Source organism: Acetobacter sp. DsW_063, from assembly GCF_002153745.1.
GTDB lineage: Bacteria > Pseudomonadota > Alphaproteobacteria > Acetobacterales > Acetobacteraceae > Acetobacter.
This window is the reverse complement of the sequence record NZ_JOPL01000029.1, coordinates 1-23633: the sequence shown is the minus strand read 5'-3', so window position 1 is coordinate 23633 and position 23633 is coordinate 1. Positions and strand designations below refer to the sequence as shown.

General features: G+C 61.9%; 19 protein-coding genes and 1 tRNA gene. 10 read left to right on the top strand and 10 right to left on the bottom strand.

Annotated features, from left to right (window positions below; genetic code table 11):
• Window positions 1–57: 57 nt before the first annotated feature.
• Window positions 58–954: a 4-hydroxy-tetrahydrodipicolinate synthase gene (gene dapA / locus HK28_RS06050; protein ID WP_086643709.1), complete on the top strand. Its 897-nt coding sequence runs from the start codon at window positions 58–60 to the stop codon at window positions 952–954.
• Window positions 954–1448: an SsrA-binding protein SmpB gene (gene smpB / locus HK28_RS06045; protein WP_086643708.1), complete on the top strand. Its 495-nt coding sequence runs from the start codon at window positions 954–956 to the stop codon at window positions 1446–1448. Before dapA ends, smpB begins: the two co-directional genes overlap by 1 nt.
• 119 nt (window positions 1449–1567) lie before the next feature.
• On the opposite strand, the gene HK28_RS14450 is transcribed toward smpB, so the two are convergent.
• Entirely contained in the window at window positions 1568–2293 is a 726-nt protein-coding gene (locus HK28_RS14450) for a cold-shock protein (RefSeq protein WP_086643707.1), read from the bottom strand.
• 396 nt (window positions 2294–2689) lie between these two features.
• Between HK28_RS14450 and HK28_RS06030 the strand changes: the two genes are divergently transcribed.
• Entirely contained in the window at window positions 2690–3745 is a 1056-nt protein-coding gene (locus HK28_RS06030; RefSeq protein WP_233140388.1) for a lipid A deacylase LpxR family protein, read from the top strand.
• A gap of 101 nt (window positions 3746–3846) precedes the next feature.
• Here HK28_RS06030 and HK28_RS06025 read toward each other — a convergent pair whose 3' ends face one another.
• Both HK28_RS06025 and recG read right to left on the bottom strand, forming a co-directional pair.
• Complete coding sequence (locus HK28_RS06025; protein WP_086643704.1) at window positions 3847–5526, bottom strand: bifunctional diguanylate cyclase/phosphodiesterase; 1680 nt, start codon at window positions 5524–5526, stop codon at window positions 3847–3849.
• 140 nt (window positions 5527–5666) lie between these two features.
• Window positions 5667–7805 (bottom strand): ATP-dependent DNA helicase RecG, encoded by a 2139-nt coding sequence (gene recG / locus HK28_RS06020; protein WP_086643719.1) that lies wholly within the window; start codon window positions 7803–7805, stop codon window positions 5667–5669.
• 196 nt (window positions 7806–8001) lie between these two features.
• Between recG and HK28_RS06015 the strand changes: the two genes are divergently transcribed.
• Window positions 8002–8349, top strand: a complete 348-nt coding sequence (locus HK28_RS06015) for a succinate dehydrogenase assembly factor 2 (protein ID WP_086643703.1) — start codon at window positions 8002–8004, stop codon at window positions 8347–8349.
• A 27-nt stretch (window positions 8350–8376) separates the two neighbouring features.
• Complete coding sequence (mfd, locus tag HK28_RS06010; RefSeq protein WP_086643702.1) at window positions 8377–11865, top strand: transcription-repair coupling factor; 3489 nt, start codon at window positions 8377–8379, stop codon at window positions 11863–11865.
• Between the two features lie 110 nt (window positions 11866–11975).
• Here the strand turns inward: mfd and HK28_RS06005 are convergent, their stop codons facing one another.
• Window positions 11976–13082 (bottom strand): DUF563 domain-containing protein, encoded by a 1107-nt coding sequence (locus HK28_RS06005; protein ID WP_086643701.1) that lies wholly within the window; start codon window positions 13080–13082, stop codon window positions 11976–11978.
• Between the two features lie 506 nt (window positions 13083–13588).
• Window positions 13589–14011, bottom strand: a complete 423-nt coding sequence (locus HK28_RS06000) for an organic hydroperoxide resistance protein (protein WP_086643700.1) — start codon at window positions 14009–14011, stop codon at window positions 13589–13591.
• A 142-nt stretch (window positions 14012–14153) separates the two neighbouring features.
• On the opposite strand from HK28_RS06000, the gene HK28_RS05995 reads away from it, so the two are divergent.
• Window positions 14154–14609 carry a MarR family winged helix-turn-helix transcriptional regulator gene (locus HK28_RS05995; RefSeq protein WP_369823606.1) on the top strand — a complete coding sequence of 152 codons (456 nt, stop codon included), beginning with the start codon at window positions 14154–14156 and terminating at the stop codon, window positions 14607–14609.
• A gap of 93 nt (window positions 14610–14702) precedes the next feature.
• Here HK28_RS05995 and HK28_RS05990 read toward each other — a convergent pair whose 3' ends face one another.
• The 4 genes from HK28_RS05990 to alkB all read right to left on the bottom strand — a co-directional run bounded on the left by HK28_RS05990 (window position 14703) and on the right by alkB (window position 19488).
• Window positions 14703–15155: a hypothetical protein gene (locus HK28_RS05990; protein WP_086643717.1), complete on the bottom strand. Its 453-nt coding sequence runs from the start codon at window positions 15153–15155 to the stop codon at window positions 14703–14705.
• 174 nt (window positions 15156–15329) lie between these two features.
• Window positions 15330–16562 carry a nicotinate phosphoribosyltransferase gene (locus tag HK28_RS05985; protein WP_233140387.1) on the bottom strand — a complete coding sequence of 411 codons (1233 nt, stop codon included), beginning with the start codon at window positions 16560–16562 and terminating at the stop codon, window positions 15330–15332.
• 607 nt (window positions 16563–17169) lie between these two features.
• Entirely contained in the window at window positions 17170–18585 is a 1416-nt protein-coding gene (locus HK28_RS05980) for a class II 3-deoxy-7-phosphoheptulonate synthase (RefSeq protein WP_086643699.1), read from the bottom strand.
• Between the two features lie 204 nt (window positions 18586–18789).
• Window positions 18790–19488 (bottom strand): DNA oxidative demethylase AlkB, encoded by a 699-nt coding sequence (gene alkB, locus HK28_RS05975; protein ID WP_086643698.1) that lies wholly within the window; start codon window positions 19486–19488, stop codon window positions 18790–18792.
• A 272-nt stretch (window positions 19489–19760) separates the two neighbouring features.
• Here alkB and HK28_RS05970 point away from each other — a divergent pair, with 272 nt between their 5' ends.
• The 4 genes from HK28_RS05970 to HK28_RS05955 all read left to right on the top strand — a co-directional run bounded on the left by HK28_RS05970 (window position 19761) and on the right by HK28_RS05955 (window position 22739).
• Window positions 19761–20174 carry a hypothetical protein gene (locus HK28_RS05970; RefSeq protein ID WP_086643697.1) on the top strand — a complete coding sequence of 138 codons (414 nt, stop codon included), beginning with the start codon at window positions 19761–19763 and terminating at the stop codon, window positions 20172–20174.
• A gap of 246 nt (window positions 20175–20420) precedes the next feature.
• Window positions 20421–21824, top strand: coding sequence for a cysteine--tRNA ligase (gene cysS, locus HK28_RS05965; RefSeq protein WP_086643715.1), 1404 nt, complete (start codon window positions 20421–20423; stop codon window positions 21822–21824).
• Window positions 21821–22588 carry an RNA methyltransferase gene (locus tag HK28_RS05960; RefSeq protein ID WP_198945814.1) on the top strand — a complete coding sequence of 256 codons (768 nt, stop codon included), beginning with the start codon at window positions 21821–21823 and terminating at the stop codon, window positions 22586–22588. Before cysS ends, HK28_RS05960 begins: the two co-directional genes overlap by 4 nt.
• A gap of 75 nt (window positions 22589–22663) precedes the next feature.
• Window positions 22664–22739 (top strand) — tRNA-Glu (locus HK28_RS05955).
• 149 nt (window positions 22740–22888) lie between these two features.
• Here the strand turns inward: HK28_RS05955 and HK28_RS05950 are convergent.
• Window positions 22889–23446 (bottom strand): tyrosine-type recombinase/integrase, encoded by a 558-nt coding sequence (locus tag HK28_RS05950; protein ID WP_158093409.1) that lies wholly within the window; start codon window positions 23444–23446, stop codon window positions 22889–22891.
• Window positions 23447–23633 lie beyond the last annotated feature (187 nt).

Here is a 23633-nt window from a genome sequence, read left to right as displayed (position 1 = left end):
CAAAGTCATTCAATGCGACGGCTGGCGCCGTCCAGCCTGAACGCAAGAAGAAGACCAATGACAGACATCATGTTTCAGGGGTCATTTACGGCCCTGATTACCCCCATGAACCTCGACGGTTCCCTCGATCTCGCCGCGTTCGACAGGTTCGTCGAATGGCAGATCGCAGAGGGAAGCAACGGTCTGGTTCCAGTGGGAACGACAGGGGAGAGTCCTACCCTGTCGCATGAAGAGCATCACGATATCGTCGAGCGGACCATTCGCATTTCTGCGGGACGCGTGCCGGTCATCGCGGGCGCTGGCTCCAACAGCACGGCCGAGGCGATTGATCTCGCGAAGCATGCGCAGGCCGCTGGCGCCTCGGCTGCGCTGGTCGTGACGCCGTACTACAACAAGCCGACGCAGGAAGGGCTCTACAGGCATTTTTCGACGATCGCCGATGCGGTGCAGATTCCCGTCGTTCTTTATAATATCCCCGGTCGTTCTGTGGTGGACGTCAGTGTCGAAACGATGGCGCGTCTTGCGGCGAACGCCAATATCATCGGCGTGAAGGATGCGACGGCCAATCTGCTGCGTCCCCTTCAGGTGCGACGGGCGATACGCAACAAGCGATTCAATCAGCTTTCCGGAGAAGACGGAACTGCGGTGTCGTTCCTCGCCGCCGGAGGGGACGGGTGCATCAGCGTGACCTCCAACATTGCGCCCGCCCTGTGCGCCCGCGTGCAAAAAGCGTGGCGTGAGGGCAGAGCGTCCGAGGCGCAGGAGCTCCAGGACCGTCTGTTGCCGCTACACGACGCTCTGTTCTGCGAGAGTAACCCGGCGCCTGCAAAATACGCGGCATCGCTCCTTGGGTTGGCGGGCGAGACCTGCCGCCTGCCGCTCGCGCCTTTGTCAGAGGCGGCGCGTACGACGGTGAGGTCGGCGCTCGTCGAGGTCGGGCTGCTCGACCGATAATGGCGACGTCCAAAAAAAAGAGCGGCATGATCTCGCATGGCATTGCCGCGCAGAACCGTAAGGGTCGCTTCAACTACACCATTTTGGAGACCTTTGAGGCTGGGCTGGTCCTGAAAGGACCAGAAGTCAAAAGCCTGCGGTTGGGGCGCGCGACGATCACCGAGGCGTATGCGGTCGAGCGTAATGGCGAGCTATGGCTGCTGAACTGCTTCATCCCTGAGTATCAGGGGGGCGTGTTGTCGCGCTTCGACAGCCGGGCGCCACGTAAGCTGCTGCTGAACAAAAAGCAGCTCAACCATCTGCTCGGCGCTGTGGCGCGCGATGGCGCGTCTTTGGTGCCGCTCGACATCCACTTCAACGATCGTGGTCTGGCCAAGCTTACGCTGGGATTGGGCGAGGGGCGCAAGAACGTGGACAAACGCCGGGCGATTGCGGATCGTGACTGGCAACGAGACAAGGCGCGCCTGATACGGAGCAAAGGCAAGGAATATTGATCTGACGTCCGTTAGTCTCTCTGTTCGTCGGATATGAAAAAGCCCCGTGCTCCATATGGAGCACGGGGCTTTTTGCATGAAGAGGAATGCGCCCCCGCAGGGAGGGCGCGCTCCGATCCTCAGTCGACCGAAACGGCGGCTGCTTCAGGACCTTTCTGGCCCTGCACAACCTTCACGTTGGTGGCCTGACCTTCGTTGAGGCTGGCGATGCCTGAGCGCTCAAGAGCAGAAGCGTGGACGAAAATGTCCTTGCCGCCGGATTCCGGAGTGATGAAGCCGAAGCCCTTCGTGGCGTTATACCACTTGACGATGCCACGGATGTCCTCAGCGGAGGACAGGTCCGGGGCCGGACGCGGGGCGCGACCGCCACCGAAGCCAGCGCTGCGCGGAGCGCCGAAACCGCCGCCAGCCGGGCTGCGGGGACGCTCGGGCTGAGCCGTGCTCTCGTCAACCGAGATCACTTCCGCAACCTGGCGACCCTTCGGGCCCTGCCCGATGCGAACGCTCAGCGTAGCGCCGGGGCTGACGCTGTCATGGCCAGCCTGCGAAAGGGCGTTGGCGTGCAGGAAAACGTCTCCCGAACCATCGGACAGCTCGACAAAGCCGAAGCCCTTCTCGCCGTTGAACCACTTGACGGTGGCGTCGATTTCGGGGCCGGAGGGAATTACCTGCGGGCTGGAAGGGCGGCGCGGAGCGTATCCGCCACCACCGCCACCACCGCCAGCGCCACCATAGGGAGAGCTGTTGCCGCGATCCCCGTACGACGGGGGCGAGCTCATGAAATCGTCATCATATCCGCCGCGGCGGGGAGAGCGGGAGCTGCGGTCGGTCCTGTTACTTCTCAACGGTCTTGATCCCGAGGTCTGGCTTGGCGATAGAAGTCGCCTTGTGAAATAATTCCGGATCGAGAGAGGCGGCCTGCGTGCAGACTGCCGTCGCGACTTGCATGACCTCAGGGCCGTGCGGTCCGGCGCCCGGAACCTCAATTGAATAGGCAGGCTTCGGGCCTGCACACCAAAGCATAAGGTCACGGCAAAAAGCTACTGCCTTTTTGCCGGGAAGGTCCGGTGGGAAGGTGAATTTCTTGCAATCTGCGCGCTCTGCAGACAGAGATTGCTGCGATGGAATTTTGGCGCGAGACCTTCCGGCGGTTCGCTGCGCTACTTTCTAAGCCCCCATAATTGCCGTAATGACGGCGATGCAGAGCCGGGACGACCTTCGACGCGGCGTAGAGACGGAGCATGAGCCCGATGCGGCAGGACAGGAAAAAAGAAGCAGGCGGCTATCGCTGGCGCCTCACCGCCGCCTTCGGGACGTTAGCCTCTGGCCTGCTGACGATTTCCCATGCTGGCGCGACGCCGCTTCAGGACAAGCAGGGCACGTGGACGCTGCAAGGCGAAAACGACGCCGTCTCGACGCTGAAGGGCACGTCTGATCAGTACTACACCAGCGGCCTGCGTCTGAACTGGACGTCCGGCACGGACGATTTGCCTGCGCCATTTGCAGCAGTGAACCGCGCTATTCTGGGCGAGGGGATGCAGCGGATCAGCATGGGTGTGCAGCAGCTTATCTTCACGCCTCACGACACGCAGATCGCAACGCCTTCTACACGTGATCGGCCGTATTCCAGCCTGTTGCTGGGCACGATCAACCTCATCAACGATACGGACCTGTCACGGAGCACGTTTGGCATACAGTTCGGCGTGATGGGGCCAGCCGGGTTGGGCAGACAGTTGCAGAACGGCTTCCACAGCGCGATTGGCGACACGAAAAATCTCGGCTGGAGCCATCAGCTCGCCAATCAACCGATCTTTCAGGTACAGGGCGGTCGTATCTGGCGTCTGCCACTGGCGACGATTGGCGGCAGGAACGGCATCTCGTTCGACATGCTGCCGAACGTCAACGCCGCCGTGGGTGATTACCGTATCGTCGGCGAGCTGGCCGATACATTGCGAATCGGTCAGGGCCTCGATAGCGACTTCGGCACGCCTACAATCAGTCCGGGCACGGACGGCACAGACGCCTACAAGGCGACTCGGCCGTTTGCGTGGTACGCGTTCGGCGGCGTGAGCGGCGACGCGGTCGGGTATGACGCCTCACTGCAGGGCAATACGATGCGTAGCAATTCGCCGCACGTGGCGAAGAAGTGGGATGTAGGCGAAATTCACGCTGGTCTGGCCGTCATGTTTTATGGCCTGCGTGTTTCGTACAGTCAGATTTGGCAGACGCAGCAGTTCAAGACGGCGCGGAGCGGGCTCTTCAACTACGGTTCGCTTATGGTTTCGGCGAAATTTTGAAAATATAGAGGCGGTTTGAATCCAAAACCGCCTAAGATCGCCCTGACACGGCTGAAAAACGGCGCCCGACCGCGAAGAACATCGCGGTCGGATTTCCTTTGTCAGACCGAGCGAGAAATCGGCAATTCGATGGTTGGGCGGCCGATCAAATACCCCTGAATTTCCTCGCATCCGTGGGCGTCGAGAAAGCCGAGCTGTTCCTCAGTCTCGACGCCTTCCGCGCAGCACGTCATGTTCAGGGAATGAATCATGTGCAGCATTGATCGCAGGACAGTTTCTACCCTGCTGTCGCTGCCCAGTCGCGTAATGAACATCCGGTCGAGCTTTACCTGATCGAACGGGTAGTTGGTCAGTCGCTCCAAAGCTCCAATGCCGGTGCCGAAATCGTCCAGAACCAGCCTGACTCCCATGGCGCGGATGCGTGCAAGTTCCTTGCGTGCGCTGTCAGGGGGGCCAAAGCGACTGCGTTCGGAGAGTTCGATCTGAAGCCGTGCGGGGTCAAGCCCAGCGCGGTGCACAGCATCAGAGATCGTGGAGGCGACCCGCTCTGTTTCGAGCCACGACGGCGAGACGTTGATGCTGACGCCGAGCGCAGTTTCCCACGCGTTGGCCTGAGAGCAGGCCTCACGTAGCACCCAGCGGTCTATTTCTTCGATAAGTCCTGCGTTCTCAGCGCAAAGAAGAAAGGCCGCAGGATCTATCGGCCCGTGCCCTGGCCTGTTCCAACGCACGAGCGCCTCAAACGCGACGACTGCCTGGGTGCTCGTCTCCAGCACGGGAAGCCAGTTGAGAGTGAAGTTTCCGGTATCGATAGCCTGCCGCAGATCATTTTCCATACCGATCTGTTCTGCGTGGAAACGTGCGATTTCCGGAGCGATACGGTTTACGCGCGGTCCTGCATGCATGCCGCGGATACGGGCGAGGGCGGCGTTGGCGAAGCCTATCAGTGTGTCCGCTTCAGGCGCGTCGAAAGGATAAGCCGCCCAGCCGATGTACGGGTCGAACGGGAAACCGAGGGTCTGGGTTTCAGACTGGGCGCTCAGTTTTTCCACGATCTCTCCGGCAAGGCGGGCCGCCTCGTTGATGTCGTGCTTCAGAGGCAGGATGATCGCGAAACTGCCGCCGCCGAGGTGGACGGTAAAGCATGGATCAGGCGCCGCTTCGGCAAGAATTGCGCTGGCGCGATTGATCAGCATGTCCGATTTCGGCCAGCCATCAGTATCGTTGATAGGGCCGACGCGCCCGAGGTCAAGGCGGAGCAGGGCGATCGGAGAAGTCGGAGAGAGGCCTGCGCCCGCCATCCGCGCATCCAGATAATGCGTAAGGGCGACTATTCCCGTGGGTAGTTGGCCTGTTTCACGTTTAGGGGAGGTATCCCCCGACATGACGTCGCCCATGGAAGCGAGGCGCGTCAGCGTCCGTTCCGGAAATGGTCTGGCGGTGCGGTTGAGGCAGATCAGAAGCGGTCCGTCTTTCGCGCCCTCATCAAGAGATTTGACCAGCCATGTGTGGAATTCGCCTTCCGGCGTGTCGAAAACCCCTGACGTCGCGTCGATGTTCGCGCCATCTGCGCCAGAGGCCGCTTCGATCGCAGTCATGATTCGGGGCAGATCGACGCCTGACGCGTTGGCGGCTGCGACGATGGATGGTTGGGGAACGCGGGAGCGTCCGCGCGCAACGATAATCGTGGCGTCGCAGGGCAATAGCCGGGCGACCGACTGGGCTAACGCGTTGAGGTCCGGTTCCTGTTGCGCATCGGGTGCGGCGGTCTGGTGACGCATCTTGTAATTCTACGCTTTCAGGCCGGTAAGACCGGATCGCTGTCTATAGGGTGCAACGTGCGCGGCGATCGTCCCCACGGTGCCGATTCTCCGTAAATATAGATTTAATCCCGAAAAAAAGACGATCTGTGGCGCGCTGTCTATCCCGCTTGTATTATTTTGTCGAACTTCGCCTTGCCGAAAAGCATCAAAAGGCAGCGGAATGCTGCGTTCGGATGACGCCCTTGCAGCCCGCGTTCCGCAGATTGGCGCGCAAGCGCAACAAGATTACGCGTCTCATCAAGGCTCGCCTCCATCGTTGCGATGCGAAAACCCGGCAATCCTGACTGTCTGGAGCCAGCCAATTCACCGCCTCCGCGCAGTCGAAAATCTTCGTCGGCGATCAGGAAACCGTCTTCGGTGTCCCTCAAAAGACTCAAACGTCGCTTCGCGGTCACGCCGACCTCTCCACCATGCAGCAGCAGACAGAACGATTCGGCGGAGCCGCGTCCCACACGGCCGCGCAACTGATGAAGCTGCGCGAGGCCGAAGCGCTCCGCGTGCTCGATGACCATGACAGACGCGCTGGGCACATCCACGCCGACTTCGATCACTGTCGTCGCGACGAGGATGGAGGTACGGCCGCTGGCGAAAGCTGCAAGGGCCGCCTCCCTGACAGCGATATCCTGCTGTCCGTGCGCCAGGCCCACACCGTAACGACCTTCAAAACGCTGCACAAGCGACGTATGGCGGGCTTCTGCGGCGGCGATGTCCAGCGCTTCGCTTTCGCTGACCAGTGGACATACCCAGAAGACGCGGGCGCCGTTCGCCAGCGCTCGTTCGAGGCCTGAGAGAACGCCGTCGAACGCGTCCGGTCCGTGCACGGAAGTTTTAATCGGTTTGCGTCCTGCGGGTTTGCCGTCCAGCCGACTGACCTGCATGTCCCCCCATTGCGTCAGCAGGAGCGTGCGCGGGATAGGAGTAGCTGTCATGACCAGCATGTCCACGGCCGCGCCTTTCGCGCCGAGCGTCAGGCGCTGCTCCACACCGAACCGGTGTTGCTCATCCACGACGGCAAGGGCGAGGTCGTGATAGCGCACCCCATCCTGCACCAGCGCGTGCGTGCCGACGATGAGGGAGGCGGAGCCGTCTGCTATGGCCTCAAGCGTCGCTTTACGCGCCTTGCCGCGCACTGACCCGGAGAGAAAAGCCACGGGGGCGGGGGACAGTCTTTCAAATGTCGCCAGATGCTGACGTGCAAGGATTTCAGTTGGCGCCATGATCGCCGCTTGCGCGCCGGCCTCCGCCGCCTGCAGCATCGTCAGCAAAGCCACCAGTGTTTTGCCCGCTCCTACGTCGCCCTGCAGCAGGCGGATCATGCGGCGCGGGGCTTCGAGATCCGCGTCAATTTCGCGTAGCGCTTGTGTCTGGGCCGGTGTCGGCGAATGGCCGAACCTGGCCAGCGCCTCCCGTCGCAACGCCCCTGAGCCGATCAGCGAACGTCCGGGGCGGTTGCGATTGGCCTCCCGCGCCAACAACGTAGCGGCCTGATCAGCGAGGAGTTCGTCGCACGCCAGCCGCTCGCGCGCCCGTCGCCGCGCGTCGATCCACACGTCAGTCGCGGCCTCTGGCCCGGATATAGCGGGATCGTCGGATGGAAAATGCGTCCACAGCAATGCGGTTCGGAAAACAGGCCACCGACGCCGCGCGACCACGGATGGCTCCTCCCACTCCGGTAGTTCGGGCAGGCGGGCGAAAGCCTTGCGTATGGCGCTGCGGACCTGCCCGGTGAAAAGTCCTGCGGTCAGAGGCCATACCGGATCGAGCGCCGGAACGGCGTCTCCGGCGGACAGAACATAGTCCGGGTTGGTCATCGTCAGCCGCCCATTGAACGTATCGAGCAGACCGGAGACGAGAACGCGTGCGCCGGATGTCATGCGCCGGGCCTGCCAACGGGAAAAGAATGCGACTTCGAGCCTGCCTGCGCCGTCTTCGAGTTGGACTTTCCATGGTTGGCGTCTGTGCGCGGGCGCTGTCACGTGCCGGACTGTCGCTTCCAGCGTCGCAACGCGCCCAGGCTGCGCGTCGCTAAGGGCCGGTCGATAACGCCTGTCGACGACGTTCTCAGGCATGTGAAACAGCAGATCCACCACGCGCGAGCCACCGACCGCGCGAGTCAGGAGTTTCGCCTGTGCAGGCCCAACGCCGGGAATATCCGCTATCGGCGCGAGCAGGGGGGAGAGCCAGGCGTCATCTTGTTGCGGCGCGCTCTCCGCAACCGTCAGCTTGTCCTGTGTCATGTCACGACAGGCGGCCTCGGCGTCTGGTTCGGATCTGACGGCGGACGAGCGTTTTCGGCCTGACACGGTGGCGGGAGCCGAGTCGGCGCCGTGAGTCGCGGTCTCCTTGCTGGCGGTTGGGCTGGACACGGGCGGCGCTACGGCCTTTCTTGCGGGCTGACAGGCTGGGGTCACAAGGCTATAGGACAGCGACGCCATGGAACAAAACGAAACCATCACACCTCCGACGCCGCCGACGGGCGCGTCAGCAGACGCGGTCGCCGAACTGGACGCCCGTCGTCGCAAGCTGCTGTTTCGCGCGCGGCATCGCGGCACGTTTGAGACGGACATCCTGATCGGGGGCTTCGTCGAACGTAACGCCCAGACGATGGACGGCGCCGCGCTGGACGATATGGAGGCGGTGCTGGAAATTCCTGATCCAGACCTCGCCGATTGGCTGACCGGGCGCGTGCCGCTACCCGAGGATCAGGCGACGCCGATGTTGCGCGCCATGATCGACGAATATCGTCGCCATACGGCCGCTGGGCAGGAGCGCAGGGGCTGAAACTCGCGATGAAGACGGAGAGTTGTGATGGAGGCTGACGTTCGGGCCGCGCCGCGCGCGCTGGTGCAAGGCGCGACGGTCTGGGGCGTGCCGGAAGGGTTTGACGCCCTGCTTCTGGCGAAAAGAGCCCGCGAACATGACGGCCCTGTTCTTCATGTGGCGAGAGACGACGCCGCGCTGGCCAGGTTGAGCGATTTGCTCGACTATCTCGGCGGAGACGTCGATGTGTTGCGCTTCCCGGCATGGGACTGTCTTCCTTACGATCGCGCCTCGCCCAACCCGGTGTTGGTGGCGGAGCGCGCGGCGACCCTGACGCGCCTGCTGGAGCCGAAGCGTTCGAATGCTGCGGGGCGGGTCATACTGACCACGCCGCCCGCCCTGATGCAGCGTGTGCCGCCGCGTGACGCGTTCCGGGGGCAATCGCTGACCATTGCGCAAGGGGAGAGCCTCGATCAGGCGTTTCTGATCGAGTTACTGATAGCCAATGGCTACACGCGCACTGATACTGTGATGGAGCCGGGCGAGTTTGCGACGCGCGGCGGTATTTTCGATCTGTTTCCCGCAGGGCAGCCCGAGCCGGTGCGTCTCGATCTTTTCGGAGACGAAGTCGAAAATATTCGTAATTTCGATCCTGGAACCCAGCGCTCGAGCGGCAGGGTGGAGCAGCTTTCGCTGCATCCGGTTTCCGAATTTTCGCTCGATCCCGCCAGCATATCGCGTTTCCGCAGCGCATGGCGCGACCAATTCGGTCCCGCAGCCGCATCCGACCCGCTGTATGAGCATATCAGCGAAGGTCGGCGCCATACCGGAGTCGAGCACTGGCTGCCGCTGTTTCACGCCAGCATGGAGACGCTGTTCGACTATCTCCCGGGCGCTGCGGTGTCGCTGGACCATCAGGTCGAGGAGTCAATAGGCGCCCGCCTCGACATGATCGAGGATCATTATCAGGCTCGCCGCGCACCGCCGCGCGAAGGCGAGATTCCGTATCGTGCTCTTCCGCCGCACCTGCTTTACCTTGATCGACGCGGTTGGGACGCGGCGCTGGGTCGTGTGCCGGTGACGAGCTTCAGCCCGTTCGCGAAGCCGGATGGCGCGCAGGGGCTGGACGCAGGCGGGCGCCCTGGAATCATGTTCTCAAAGCTCGCGCCCGCCGGGCAGCGCGAGGAGACGTTCCGGCTGGTGGAGGATCAGGCGCGCGTCTGGGCCGACACGAAGCGGCGTTGCTTCGTCGCAGCCTGGACGCGGGGCTCGCGCGAGCGGATCAAGACATTGTTTCAGGAACACGGTGTTTCTGTCGAAACCCATGATGACTGGACGTCCGCCCGGCGTATGAAGCCAGGACCGGTCGGTCTGCTGGTCCTTGGGCTTGATCGTGGTTTCGTCGGCGACGATCTCGCCATTGTGTCCGAGCAGGACCTGTTGGGCGAACGAATCGGCAGACCGCCGCGCAAGCGCCGTCGCGCGGACGAGTTGATCGCCGAGGCGGGGGAGATCACCGAAGGCGATCTGGTGGTCCATCAGGATTACGGCATCGGCCGGTATGACGGGCTTGAGACGGTCAGCGTTGGCGTGGCGCCGCATGACTGCCTGCGCCTGCTCTATGACGGCGGGCAGAAGCTTTATCTGCCTGTCGAGAATATCGAGCTTCTGAGTCGTTTCGGTTCGGATCAGGCCGGAGTCGCGCTCGACAAACTCGGCGGCGCGGCCTGGCAGGGTCGCAAGGCGAAGATGAAGCAGCGCATCCGCGACATGGCGGGGCAGCTTATCCGTACCGCCGCCGCCCGCGCGCTGCGCGAGGCGCCGGTTCTGGGTGCGCCCGAAGGTATGTGGGAAGAGTTCTGCGCGCGTTTCCCGTTCGTGGAGACGGAGGATCAGTCGCGCGCGATCGCCGACGTGCTGGAAGATATGGGGGCGGGGCGTCCCATGGATCGCCTGGTTTGCGGCGACGTGGGCTTCGGCAAGACCGAGGTCGCGCTGCGCGCCGCGTTCGTGGCGGCCATGTCCGGGTCGCAGGTCGCCGTGGTGGTGCCGACGACGCTTCTCGCGCGTCAGCACTTTCGGACATTCGAAGCGCGTTTCGCTGGTTTTCCCATCCGTGTGGCCCAGCTCTCGCGCATGGTGACGGCGAAGCAGGCGGCGGAGACGAGACGCGGGATCACGGACGGGACCGTCAATGTCGTCGTCGGCACGCATGCGTTGCTGGCCAAGGGCGTGCAGTTCGCGGATCTTGGTCTGTTGATCGTTGACGAGGAGCAGCATTTTGGCGTCAACCACAAGGAAAAACTGAAGGCGCTGCGCGAGGATGTCCATGTCCTCACGCTGTCGGCAACGCCTTTGCCGCGCACGTTGCAGCTCTCGCTGTCCGGTGTGCGGGAGATGAGCCTGATCGCGACACCGCCGACGGACAGGTTGGCTGTGCGCACCTTCATCATGCCCTTCGACAGCGTGGTGATCCGTGAGGCCGTGCAACGCGAACGTTTCCGTGGCGGGCAGATTTTCTGCGTGGCGCCGCGTATCGAGGATCTGGACCGGCTGGGCGAACGGTTGCGTGACATCGTCCCCGATGCGCGCGTGGTGCAGGCGCACGGGCAATTGTCGCCGACCGAGCTGGAACGGGTGATGACCGAGTTCTCGGACGGCAAATACGATATCCTGCTTTCGACGAACATCGTCGAAAGCGGCCTGGACATGCCTGCGGTCAACACGCTGATCATTCATCGTGCGGACATGTTCGGCCTTGGGCAACTCTACCAGCTTCGTGGTCGCGTCGGTCGAGGAAAACAGCGTGGCTACGCTTATCTGACTTGGCCGCAGACGCATGTTCTCTCGGCGTCGGCGCAGAAGCGGCTCGAGATCATGCAGACGCTCGACACGCTGGGCGCCGGGTTCACGCTGGCGTCGCACGATCTCGATCTACGCGGCGCAGGAAACCTGCTGGGCGATGAGCAGTCAGGGCACATCCGCGAAGTTGGCATCGAGTTGTATCAGCAGATGCTGCAGGACGCCGTTGCGGATTTGCGGACGGAGAAAGGGCGCGCCCGGGCGGAAGATCGCGACTGGACGCCGAACATCGTGCTCGGATTGCCGGTGTTGATTCCTGACGCGTATGTCGCGGATCTTCCGGTTCGGCTCGGGCTCTATCGTCGTATCGGCGCGCTCGCCTCCAATGCGGAAGGCGAGGCGATGGAGGCGGAACTGGTCGACCGCTTTGGCGCGCCGCCGCCAGAGGTTAAGAACCTGCTGGATGTGGTCGAATTAAAGCGTTTGTGTCGTGGCGCGGGCGTGGAGCGGCTGGAGGCGGGACCGAAGGGCATGGTCTTGCAATTCCGAGGCAACAGCTTCGCCAATCCGGAAGGGCTGATCCGCTGGATGGGAGCGTGGAAGGATGGGGCCGTTCGGCTGCGTCCCGATCACAAACTTGCCGTTGTGCGGGAATTGACCAACGTCCAACGCATTGATCTGGCGCGTCGGGTGGTGACGGCTCTGGACAGGCTGGCCCGCAAGGCGGCCGGGTGAGGGCGGAGAGCATGTGGTTCTGGCTGAACGTGTCTGGGCCGTCAGGGATAACTTCAGCTTCACAGCAATAGCGTCGTCCGGTCCAAGGCGGGATGGACGATAGCGGGGCTTTACTCTGATAAGGCGTCAGCTGTCATGGCGTCGATTTTGTCGAAAAAACTCACCAGATCTTCGATCATGACGTCGATTACGTATTCGTTGCGCTCCGGCGTAGGCCAGAGACAGCCCTTGGTGAGATAGACGTTCCGGTGCTCCATGAGATAACCAATGTGAAGTTGTACGGCGTTCCAAAATCCGATACAGCCAACCACGGTTCCTTTGCCACAAAAAACTGCGCTATGCATACCGGAGCCGTGCTCTCCAATAACGACCGATGAGCGCGAAAACACGTCTATCTGCTCCGGGATCGACAGCTCTTCCGGCCGTACGATTTGATAACCTCGTTCTCGGGCGATGTTTTCGAATGCGTCTCTGTTCGGAAAAAGTCTGTTGCTTCCAGACTGATTGCTTCGCGACACAAGTATTTTTTCGAGCTTCCCCGAGGGCGGCGGTGTGAGCGCAAACGATCTGTAGAAGTCTTTTACGTAGCTGTGAAACGCGAATTCTTCTGTGTAGCAATAGGACGGTAGGATCGCACGTTTGCAAAGGACTACGTCGCTATCTGGAGTGTATTTGAGAATATTTTCTTCCGCGACCCCGCATGATATTAGCAGAAATTCCGTGATCCAGGCTGGCGTATATGCAGGAAGAAGAATCTTGAGATTAAAGAAATCTGCCAGGTAAGTGTCTCGAACCACGCCGAAACGTGGCAAGTAGTCGACGATCCAGTGCCCCCAGACATCAAATGCGACACCGTCGGCGATGATGACCGGTTCTTCGATTATTATCTTATTCTTGTTGCTTGAATTGATGTAATCGTCGTGTGGCGGGATGCTGCTTTGGTTGTCGCGGCCCGTTGCATTGTTGTAACATACGAATCTGTTCAATATCACTCCGCCGGGACGCGTGACGATCACATCTTCGACTTCATAAAGCCCGATCGGATTGAGCGTCTCGTAGGGTCTTTTCCAGTGATACTCGTAACGCCATCCACGGTCGTCGGAAAGTTCCCATATTTTATACGGACCTGCGACACGCTCTGCAGGACGTAATTTCTGAAAGCCCGACGCGCCCGGGTGCAGTGGTTCATCGCCATCTGAAAAGTCTATAAACTTCAAGATATTTTCCTATGGTAAATTTTTTGGCCTGGGTAATGGCATCGACGAGGGCGACTTAACGTCAAGAATGTGAGGAAGTACACTAGCACGTCACCTAGCGCTAAGAAACTTCTTTGAACACTGCGTCATGGCGCCAGGCTGACGCTTCCCATAACCTTCGTTCAAAATTCAGGATCATTATACAGCCGGACAGCGAATGCCGCGCCGAAATGGAGCGTTGCTCGTGCAAGTTCCAAATCTGAGCAATAGCTCAAGCAGGGCCGGTGGTATATGCAATCTATTTACATATCTGATATAAATTCTTAAGATAATTTATTTTTTACACGTGTTCCGAAGTATTGTTTCAGGAACTCGTGGTGCAATTATTGAAAGCAACCGCCGCATGACGCTCGTGTAGAATCGCATGGCCGCGAGAACTGGCGTGGATCCATCTAACCAATCCAGCCGGACTGCTGAACCGCCTGTCGTGAAGGTGTCCCCGCCGGCCCAAGCCGGCGGGAATCTGATCATGCGAGGGTGAGGCTGACCGAAGCGCCGTTATGTGCGAGGTGCGAATACGGGCAGACGATATCAGCCTGCGCCACGAGCGCCTCGGCCACGTCACGTTCAACACCCGGCACAGAAACGGACAGCGCGATCTCAAGCCCGAAGCCCTGACCGTCGTCACGTGGGCCGATGCCCACTGTCGCGGTGACGGTCGTGTCCTCGGACAGCTTCACCTTCTTCTGGCCAGCGACATATTTGAGAGCGCCAAGAAAACACGCGGAGTAGCCGGTGGCGAAAAGCTGTTCCGGGTTGGTGCCGTCGCCGCCGGAACCGCCAAGTTCTTTCGGCGTGTCCAGCGTGACGGCGAGGCGCCCGTCACTTGATTTCGCGGAGCCGGTGCGTCCGCCTGTGGCTGTTGCTTCGGCGCGATAGAGAATGGCCATGGTCGATATCCTTTTGTATTTCGCGGTATCAATTATCGCGATAATTAATGTCTAAGCGGCGAACGTCGCCTTGTAAAGCGTTTTATTTATCGCGATATGAAATTCCGTGATAACAAACGACACCCCCTGACGGAGATCGAGCTTGCGCCCGTTGCCCTGCCCCCCACCGCTTGACGCCCATCTGTGCTACGCAATTTATTCCGCCAATATTGCGATCAACAGGGCTTACCGCCCTGTGCTGGATCGTCTTGGCGTCACCTATCCGCAGTATCTGGTCATGAGCGTGCTCTGGGAGAGAGACGGACAGTCCGTCGGAGAGATCGCGGGGCGACTCGCTCTTGAGTCGAGCACGATCACGCCGTTGGTGAAGCGTCTGGAGGGGGCTGGTTTCGTGCGCCGGGAACGTAATCCGCAAGACGAACGTCAGGTGATCGTGACCCTGTCGCCGCAGGGCGTTGCGTTGCGGCAGGACGCCGCCTGCGTTGGAGAGACGCTGCTCAGTCGTTCCGACCTGTCCATCGCGGAACTGACGCGACTTAACGACGAGATTCGTCGTTTCAGAGATGTGCTGATCGCCAACACGCCGGATGCCGAATAACCATTCGGTCGTGGGTGGCGCAACCGCGCAGTGCGCACGACGCCGCGTCGCGGAGCAAGTTCACCGGGAAGCTTGGAAACGATCTCCCAGGGATTACTCCCCGTCGGCCGCTCCCAGATCGTCGTCGGCGCCGAAATCCATCTCTCCGCCTTCGTCTTCGACTAGCCTGCGAGGATCAAGCGAGCGCCAGTCACGTTCCATATGCGTGGCGGGGCGAGACACGAAGTCGTCGAGTTCGGTCGCTGATTTCCAGCCGTCGTCGCCTGCTTCGAGCACCTCGGCATTTTCGCCGAATGCGAACCACGCGTTCAGCGTGTCGCGCGGGGAGGCGCCCGGCGCCCGGCACAATTCCACACTGTCGCGGACATAGGCCCGAGCGAACGCATTGGCGTGAGCCACGTCGTGAAAGCCTTTTACGTCTTCAACGATATTGTCTTCTGCGCCGCCCGACAGATCGAGAATGCGGACGCGCCAACCAGTGTCTTCCTCTCCCGGCGCCGCTTCGTCATCGAGACCGGCGTGATCCTTGAAGTCTTCGTCGCTCATGTCTGCTGTCATGGTCTCTCTGCCGTCTTGAAAAACAACGCCGTTGCAGACGCTGCATGTGATTGGTCCCGTCCTAGCCGAGCCCGGCCAGAGAGGATACCCCGGCGCCGAATGCGTCTGCTGGCACATTCAGGGGCGAAGAACGCGACGCACACCTTCCGACGGAGGGCGGAGTCAGGAGCGTTTCTTTTTCTCCGCTTCCGCCCGCCGGAACGAGGGCAACAGAAATTCACGACCGATCTTCACGCTTTCGACCCCGTCATACGTGACAATGTCAGCGGTGGCGTATGTCTCGTTCCACAGTTTGGGGATGAACGATCCTGTGCCGACGATGTCGATCGGGGCGCTGGCGTCCGCCATGCTGGCGCATTTCGTCACGCCGAAGCCGGAGGAGACGACGATGCGCACCTTGTCGAAGCCAGCTTCGTCCAGAACCTCCCGCATCCGCCAGATGGCTGCGGCGGAGACGCCCGTGCCGATCAGGTATCGCAGTTCTCCCTCCGAACGGTAACGGCGGATCGCCTCCGGCACATGGCGAGCCATGACGGCGTAGGATTCCTGCGGATCGAGACCTTCGAGGAAACGACCGCCATGCGTGTCGAGCCGCAACGCGAGTCGCCCTGCGGCGGCGAGTTCTGGAAATCTGCGGCAGACCGCAAGACCGTCCGTTATTTCTCGCCCGTAATAATCGACCAGCACAACGAGATCGGTGTCAGGGTAAACCTCGTGGAACATCTCGGCCGCGCGGACGGTCGAACCGGCGTACCCGATCAGGGCGTGCGGCATGGTGCCAAAGCCGTTAGCCCGTCCGAAAAACGCGGCTGTGGCGTCGTTGGCGCCGCCGATGAACCCGATCGCGCCTTCTTTCTGCGCGGCGCGGCTGCCGACAGAGGCTCCGTAAGCCATCAGTTCCTGCATCTCATAGCCGGCGCAATGACGGGCCTCCATGGCGAGAAACTGCGCTTTCGGTAGCGACAGCGCCATCTGGTAAGCCCTGTGGGCGGCGACGCAGGCTGGTCCAAGTTTCTGAAGAATCAGTGTCTCCAGGTCGGTCAGGTGGCTGAAAAAGCCGGTCAGGTACAGCAGCGGCTCACCTGCGCCGACCCAGTCGCCTTCCGGGTGGACTGTCTCGACGATGATCTCGATCCCACGTTCGCGCGCAACATTCTCCAGCCACTTCTCCAGCATGGCGGTGGCGGCGAGCACCGGGCGGCGAATGAAGACGGCGTAAGTGACGGCCCGGTCGCCGAAGCGGGTTACGATCTCCCGGGTGCGGTTGAAGTAGCTGTCCGTCCGGGCGCGGATATCTGCGTCACTGAGCGCCTTCACGTAACACGCCGACGAGACGCCAGAAGAGAGCGAGGTGTCCGTCGGGGGCGCGGTTGGTCGGGTGGGGGGAGGCGTCATCGTTACTTCCTTCTGTCCTGCGCGCGGGTTTCCGCGCCTGGACACGCGGCGCGTTTCTGACACAACGCGCGAGGCTGGCGGTGGGCGTCCACGCCGCCGCCGCTCCGGATATGTCGTGCTGAAGGAAGCATTGCCGGGGAGACGGACGCACGGCAAGCCGCCCGTCGGGGCGGCGGGAGCAAGTCTCCGTGCGCGTTGTTTGCGTGAAGGCGGTCTTATCGCGCGGGAATGCGTGAGGAATGGGGGGGCTGCGCCGTGCGGGTCGCGAGACGTCTGCTCTGCTTCGGCATTACGCGCGGTAGCTTTTCGGCGCTCGATTTTCGTCGTAGCGGCGCTCGTGTTTTCGTCGACTGTCAGGTCATTGCTGCGCAGGGAAGTTCTTCTGAGCAGAAAAAGCGCTCTGGCGGGGCGTCTCCGCGCGCTCAGCGCGTGAGACCGAGTCTCGTTGTAACGCGCCACGTATTGAAGGTCAGGAACGCATTCGGTGCGATACCCGAATGGCGTCCATTTTGCCTGACTGGTTGGGCGACATTGTTGGGTGGTCGGGCCGATGCTCGCCGGATCGTCGCCAGCGGGCATCGGCCTAGACCGTCCGGAACTTCGCTGCTCAGGCGGCCGCGCGAACAGCGCGCAGGCGGGTGGTCAGTTCCTCGGCGATGAGGAACGCGAGTTCCAGAGACTGCTCTGCGTTGAGGCGCGGGTCGCAGAACGTCTCGTAACGGGCGCCGAGGTCGTGCTCCGTCAGGCGATGCGCGCCGCCGACGCATTCGGTGACGTTCTGTCCGGTCATCTCGATATGAACGCCGCCTGGCGCTACGCCTTCAGCGGCGAACACGTCGAAGAAGCCCTGCACTTCGGACAGGATTGCGTCGAACGAGCGGGTCTTCACCTTGCTGGACGTCGAGATGGTGTTGCCGTGCATGGGGTCGGTCAGCCATGTGACCTTGCGGCCCGTGGCGCGCACATTGCGCAACAGGGGCGGCAGGAACTCATGGATCTTCTCCGCGCCCATGCGGGAGATCAGCGTGATGCGTCCGGCCTCGTCCGTCGGGTTGAGGATTTCCAGCAGGCGTTCGAGGTCGTCGACCTTCGTCGTCGGCCCGACCTTGACGCCGATCGGGTTGCGCACGCCACGAAGGAACTCGACATGTGCGCCGTCCGGCTGGCGGGTGCGGTCGCCGATCCACAGGAAATGGGCCGAGCAGTCGTACCATTCGCCCGACGTCGAATCGATGCGGGTCAGAGCCTGCTCATACGGCAGCAGCAGCGCCTCGTGGGAGGTGTAGAACTCGGTCTCGTCGATCTGCGGCGCGGTCTTGGCGTTCAGGCCGCACGCGCCCATGAACGACAGGGTCTCGTCGATGCGTTCGGCGAGGACGCGATAGCGCTCGGCCAAAGGCGAACGTTCCACGAAGCCGAGGTTCCAGCGATGCACCTGATGCAGGTTGGCGTAGCCGCCGCCAGCGAACGCGCGCAGCAGGTTGAGCACGCCAGCCGACTGGAAATAGCCGGTCTCCATGCGCTGAGGGTCAGGAATGCGTGCTTCCGCCGTGAACTCGGAACCGTTGATGATATCGCCGCGATATGACGGCAGCACCGTGTCGCCCAGTGTCTCCGTGTCGTATGAGCGAGGTTTGGCGTACTGGCCCGCGATGCGGCCGATCTTCACCACCGGCACCTTGGCGGCGAAAGTGAGGACGACGGCCATCTGCAGCAGCACGCGGAACGTGTCGCGCACGATGTCAGCGGAGAATTCCGAGAAGCTCTCGGCGCAGGCGCCGCCTTGCAGGACGAAGGCGCGGCCGGCGGACGCTTCGGCCAGATGCGCTCGCAGGCGCCGCGCTTCTCCGGCGAAGACCAGCGGGGGATATCGATGCAGGCGCGCTTCGACCCCTTTCAGGGCTGCTTCGTCCGGATAAGTCGGAGACTGCTTGATCGGAAACGACCGCCACGTCTCCGGCGACCAGTCGGCGGAGGCGCGGACTGCTTGCTGCGGAGAGGTCGGGTTGAGCGTGACACTCATTGTCGTTTCCTGTCGGTATCTGGAATGCGCGGTTCTTGCGCGTCTCTGGTGAAGTGAAAAATGGCCCGAGCCCGGCAGTCCGGGAACGCGGGGCGGCATTTATGCCTAACTTTGATATGGGATGCAAAGGAAGCAGGACGCCACGCAACAGCCGCAGAATAGGCATGTGCGGAGGGCGCTTCGACGTGGGGTGGGAAGCGCGCGTCAGGGCGTTGAGAAGTTATCCATGTCCGCCGTGACCTGACGAAATGTAATGTTGATGCGACGTGGACCCGTCGCGGGATGCTCGCCGGACGGCAGCGGCGCCACACCGTGAAATGTCAGACGTGCCGGGCCGCCCCAGACGACGACGTCGCCGTGCGCCAGTCGAATGCGGCGCGTGGGGTCTGAACGGCTGAGGCCGCCCCAAAGGAAGGTCGCAGCGACGCCGAGAGAGATCGAAACGATTGGCGTGATGAGTTCGCCTTCGTCGCGGTCCTGATGCAGCGACAGGCGCGCCCGATGATTATACCGGTTGATGAGACAGGATTGTAGCGGCGCGCGATCAAAACCGGCGGCGGCGGCGGCGCGGCGCGACAGGGCGGCGAACGCAGGAGGCAGAGGTGGCCACGGACGGCCCGTCGCCGGGCAGAGCGGAGCATACCGATATCCTTTATGGTCGGAGCGCCAGCCGAACGCGCCGCAGGCGGTCATTTCGACCGACATGCGGCCTCCGCCGGGCGTCTCCAACTGCTCAAAGGGACATTCCACGCTTACGGCATCCACTCCGGCCAGCAGGGCAGGAACGTCGGGCAGGGCCAGCCCGGGAAACAGCACGGCGCCTTCTCCCAGAGGGACAGGGCGACGCGGCCCCTCCGGCGCTTCCCGTCGTGACTGCTCAAGGTCGAAAAGATCCGCGGTCATGGCTCCACTTCTCCGTCTGCGTTGGGATCGCCTGCTCGGCGCGCAGTGGTTCGCGTCTTCATACTCTATGTAGGCAACGTGTGGGCGCGGCGTCAGGCGACGGGACGCTCTGCGTGGAACGTTGTTGCCGCTGTCGTCCCGGTCGTGCGAAGCTGCCGCGTCAGTTCGCTCCCGGCCAGCGAACCGGCGACTGCGGCCGCCGCCGAATCCTTATGTTCGGCCCGGTCGGGCCCTCGCGCCGCGGGGAGTGTCAATCGCTGAAGGTGTGCTTTATGGTTGTTTTCCGACGTTCCCGTGTTTTGGCCGCCGCGGCTTTGGCGCTGCTTGCAGGCCCGATCGTGCAGGCTGAGGCGGCGCCGTTGTCGGCGTCGTCCGATCCTTTGGCGGGCGCGGAAATTACCACAGGCGACCCGACGCAGCAGAGTTCCGGAGTGGCGGGAACTGAGTCGCGTCAGCACGAGCACATGACGGTTCGTGGTCACCACGCGCTACCTCCTGGTTATCAGGATGCTCCGTCCATGGATATGACGCATGGCCCGGATCCGGACCATGAGGCGTCGGTGCAGAGGGACTCTGTGACGGGCTCCAATCTGTCCCATTTTGGGTCGTCCTATCAGGACAACGGGCCTACAGGCCGTGGCCAGCTGGGCGATTCCACCGGAAATGGCTGGGTGACGCCGCGCTGAGACCCAAGTTGACGGGGAGAGCGTAACGAGGCGGCTTTTTTGGGCGACGCTCAGGTCGTCTGGCGACCGGTTGTGAGATCGCCGCCTTGTCGCGGCCCTGCTGTTGCCGCGGCGCTGCAGGCTGGCACTTCGGCGAACGACGCCATGTGCAGTGGCGTTCGCGCCAGATGTTGCCTTCCCGGCAGGGGCGACGCATGTTCGCGCGCTCAACCCACGAATTTCTGTTTCTTGATCCGGACCGGGACGATGACCTTACCGACGCCGCTGCAGGAGGCCACGCGGCCTGTCCTGTCGCTTCACGATAGCCAGCGACGCGCCGTCGCGCCCTTTACGCCGCTCGATCCGGAACATGTCCGTATCTATTACTGCGGACCCACGGTCTACGATTTGCCTCATGTGGGCAATCTGCGTGCGATGCTTACCGCCGATATTTTGACGCGCGTCCTGCGGCGTCTTTATCCGCGCGTGACCTTTGTGCGGAACATCACAGACGTCGATGACAAGATCACGGCGCGGGCTCGCGATAACGGCGAGGACATTGCCGCGCTTACTGAGCGCACGACTGCGGAATTTCATGCAGATCTGTCTGCGATGAACATGCTGCCGCCGGACATTGAGCCGCGCGCGACGCATAATATCGCAGAGATGCAGGCGATGATTTCGCGTCTGATCGAATATGGGCACGCCTATGAGGCTGAAGGGCACGTGTTGTTCGCGGTCGCGTCGTTCCCGTCCTACGGCGCGCTCTCCGGGCGGGATCCGGAGGAGCTTGTTGCGGGGGCCCGGGTGGAGGTCGCTCCATATAAGCGTGACGCAGGTGATTTCGTCCTGTGGAAGCCATCGACTCCCGATCTGCCGGGGTGGGAATCGCCTTGGGGTCGCGGACGACCGGGTTGGCACATTGAATGCTCTGCGATGGCGCATCGCTACCTTGGCGAGAGCTTTGACATTCATGGCGGCGGCAGTGACCTGCTGTTTCCCCATCATGAAAATGAGCGCGCACAGAGCCTATGCTGCTTTCCGGGCGGGCGGTTCGCCAATTACTGGCTGCACAATGCGATGCTGCTGGTCGACGGCGAGAAAATGTCGAAGTCGCTCGGCAATTTCCTGACCATCCGGGACGTTTTGGCGCGTGGGCCGGTGGAGGCGCTGCGTTTGCTTCTGATGAGCGCACAGTATCGTTCTGTTCTGAATTTTACGTGGTCAGGGCTGGAAGAGTCGCGCAAGACGCTTGATCGTTTTTACCGGGCTCTGGCGGGTTCGCCGGAGAGTCCCGAAGACGCCGAGCGTGCGCCGCCAGCGGCGTTTCTGGCTGCCCTGTGCGATGACCTGAACACGCCGCGCGCGATTGCGGAGATGCATGCGCTGGCCGGCGCAGCGCTGCAAGGAGACGCTGTCGCGGCCGCCGACCTGCGCGCGGCAGGGCGGCTGATCGGACTGCTGGAGCAGGAGCCCGACGACTGGTTTCGTGGTGAAGAAGGTGAGGGCGCATTGAGCGCAGCAGCAATCGAGGCGCTGATCGAAGAGCGTCTCGCGGCCCGCAAGGCGCGGGATTTCGCACGGGCGGACGGCATTCGCGCCGAACTCTCGGAGGCAGGCGTGATCCTTGAGGACGGCCCTACAGGCACCACCTGGAGGCGTGGCTCGTGACCGGTCGGGACGGCGGCGCCGATCTTCAGCCATTGGGGAATACCCCGGTCGTTATACTCGTGCGCCCACAACTGGCGGAAAATATCGGCACGACGGCGCGCGCGATGGCGAACGGGGGGCTGTTCCATTTGCGTCTTGTGGCCCCACGCGACGGCTGGCCCCAGGATCGCGCGTGGAGAACCGCCTCTGGCGCCGATCGTATTCTCGAGGCGGCGACGGCCTATGAGACGGTCGATGACGCTGTGGCGGACCTGCACCACGTCTTCGCGACGTGTCCCCGGCCGCGTCATATCGTCAAGCCGGTCCTGACTGCGCGTGGTGGCGCGGTGGAGCTGCGGGCGGCGACCGCGCGTGGCCTCAAGGTTGGGCTGATGTTCGGGCCTGAGCGCGCGGGCCTCGACAACGAGGACATGGCGCGCGCCGACGCCCTGATTCGTTACCCGCTCAATCCCTCGTTCATGTCGCTCAACCTCGCTCAAGCCGTGATGATTATGGCGTACGAGTGGTGGCTAACAGAAGATGGCACGCCGCCGCGCGAACTGATGACGAATGAGACGCATGTCGCGACGAAAGGCGAGCTTGAGAACTTCATGCGGCATCTGATTCGGGAACTCGATTCCTGCGGCTTCCTCCGCAACGAGCAGAAGCGGCCGGGCATGGTCCGGAACCTGCGTCATTTCTTCACGCGCGGCGAAGTCACCGAGCAGGAATTGCGCACGCTGCACGGCGTGATCACGGAGTTGAGTCACCCGAGGCGCGGATAAAGTGCTGTTTTGATACTTTTCTTGTGCGAGCCCCTTGACGGGGTAAGCGCCCTCAATTACCAACCGCCTCGTCCTGTCCCGTTCGTCTAGAGGCCTAGGACACCGCCCTTTCACGGCGGTAACACGGGTTCGAATCCCGTACGGGACGCCACTGATTTTGTTGGATAAATTTAGTTACCCACAAGTGGCTTAGTGGTCCATCTGGACCACTACAAACTGAAATCATCAGCGATACTTACGAAGGTAAGTCGAGTCGAATTTTCGATAGACACGACGCAGAGTGGTTGGGTCTGTAGCAAGTCAGTCTGCGGCCTGATCAATCAGCACCCGATCCATAGCGAACCATGAGGCTACGCTGTGCTTCAGATGGTGAGGCGTTGGACGCCACGTTAAGCCAGCTCGCGTGCAGGCCTTCGAGAAAGACCACCGCAGGCCAGTAGGGACGGGCTTCCCGTGCCAGTGGACGACGTAATCCCCGATCGCCAGCGCGCGTGCCGCTTCCAGTTCCGCTCGGAGAGATTTCGTCATCAGGACGATTGATCTCCGCTTTGCAGTGATGGGCTTGTCTGGCTCCTGAAAATCTATCATTCCCGTTTGCCAGTTAACCCGGTCCCATGTCAGCGCAAGGATCGATCCCTTCCGCGCGCCTATGTATATGGCCTGCGCCATGAAGGTTCTGACGTGCGGCGTGTCACAAATCTCGAGCAACTTTCGCGCTTCAGCCTTCGTCAGGAACCTGTCACGCGGCGCTGAATCTCTGGGCTGTTCGATCTCTGGCGGACGGACAAGAAATCCGTCCTTCCATGCGCGGCGTGCGGTCGCTCGAAGGACATTGAACTGCCGGCGCAGCGTCCCCAACGAAACCAGAGTTGCGCCGTCATCTCCTGCTTTGGGCTTTCGGAAGCGAGAAGCTGTGCGGGTTCAAGCTGAAGTGCGCCATGTCATGAGAATGCAGGCCCTGGGGGTGTTGCGCAGCCGTTAGGCGGAGCGGCACCCCCAGGGCTGAAGCTCTCGATGAACCGATCCATCGCCTCGGCTGGCGTGA

Coding starts and splice junctions, on each gene's coding strand:
- HK28_RS05970 (WP_086643697.1), top strand. CDS start 19,761: ATGGTTGTTTTCCGACGTTCCCGTGTTTTGGCCGCCGCGGCTTTGGCG.
- recG (WP_086643719.1), bottom strand. CDS start 7,805: ATGACACAGGACAAGCTGACGGTTGCGGAGAGCGCGCCGCAACAAGAT.
- HK28_RS05990 (WP_086643717.1), bottom strand. CDS start 15,155: ATGAGCGACGAAGACTTCAAGGATCACGCCGGTCTCGATGACGAAGCG.
- dapA (WP_086643709.1), top strand. CDS start 58: ATGACAGACATCATGTTTCAGGGGTCATTTACGGCCCTGATTACCCCC.
- HK28_RS06015 (WP_086643703.1), top strand. CDS start 8,002: ATGGAACAAAACGAAACCATCACACCTCCGACGCCGCCGACGGGCGCG.
- HK28_RS05985 (WP_233140387.1), bottom strand. CDS start 16,562: ATGACGCCTCCCCCCACCCGACCAACCGCGCCCCCGACGGACACCTCG.
- HK28_RS06030 (WP_233140388.1), top strand. CDS start 2,690: ATGAGCCCGATGCGGCAGGACAGGAAAAAAGAAGCAGGCGGCTATCGC.
- smpB (WP_086643708.1), top strand. CDS start 954: ATGGCGACGTCCAAAAAAAAGAGCGGCATGATCTCGCATGGCATTGCC.
- alkB (WP_086643698.1), bottom strand. CDS start 19,488: ATGACCGCGGATCTTTTCGACCTTGAGCAGTCACGACGGGAAGCGCCG.
- HK28_RS06000 (WP_086643700.1), bottom strand. CDS start 14,011: ATGGCCATTCTCTATCGCGCCGAAGCAACAGCCACAGGCGGACGCACC.
- HK28_RS06025 (WP_086643704.1), bottom strand. CDS start 5,526: ATGCGTCACCAGACCGCCGCACCCGATGCGCAACAGGAACCGGACCTC.
- cysS (WP_086643715.1), top strand. CDS start 20,421: ATGACCTTACCGACGCCGCTGCAGGAGGCCACGCGGCCTGTCCTGTCG.
- HK28_RS05980 (WP_086643699.1), bottom strand. CDS start 18,585: ATGAGTGTCACGCTCAACCCGACCTCTCCGCAGCAAGCAGTCCGCGCC.
- mfd (WP_086643702.1), top strand. CDS start 8,377: ATGGAGGCTGACGTTCGGGCCGCGCCGCGCGCGCTGGTGCAAGGCGCG.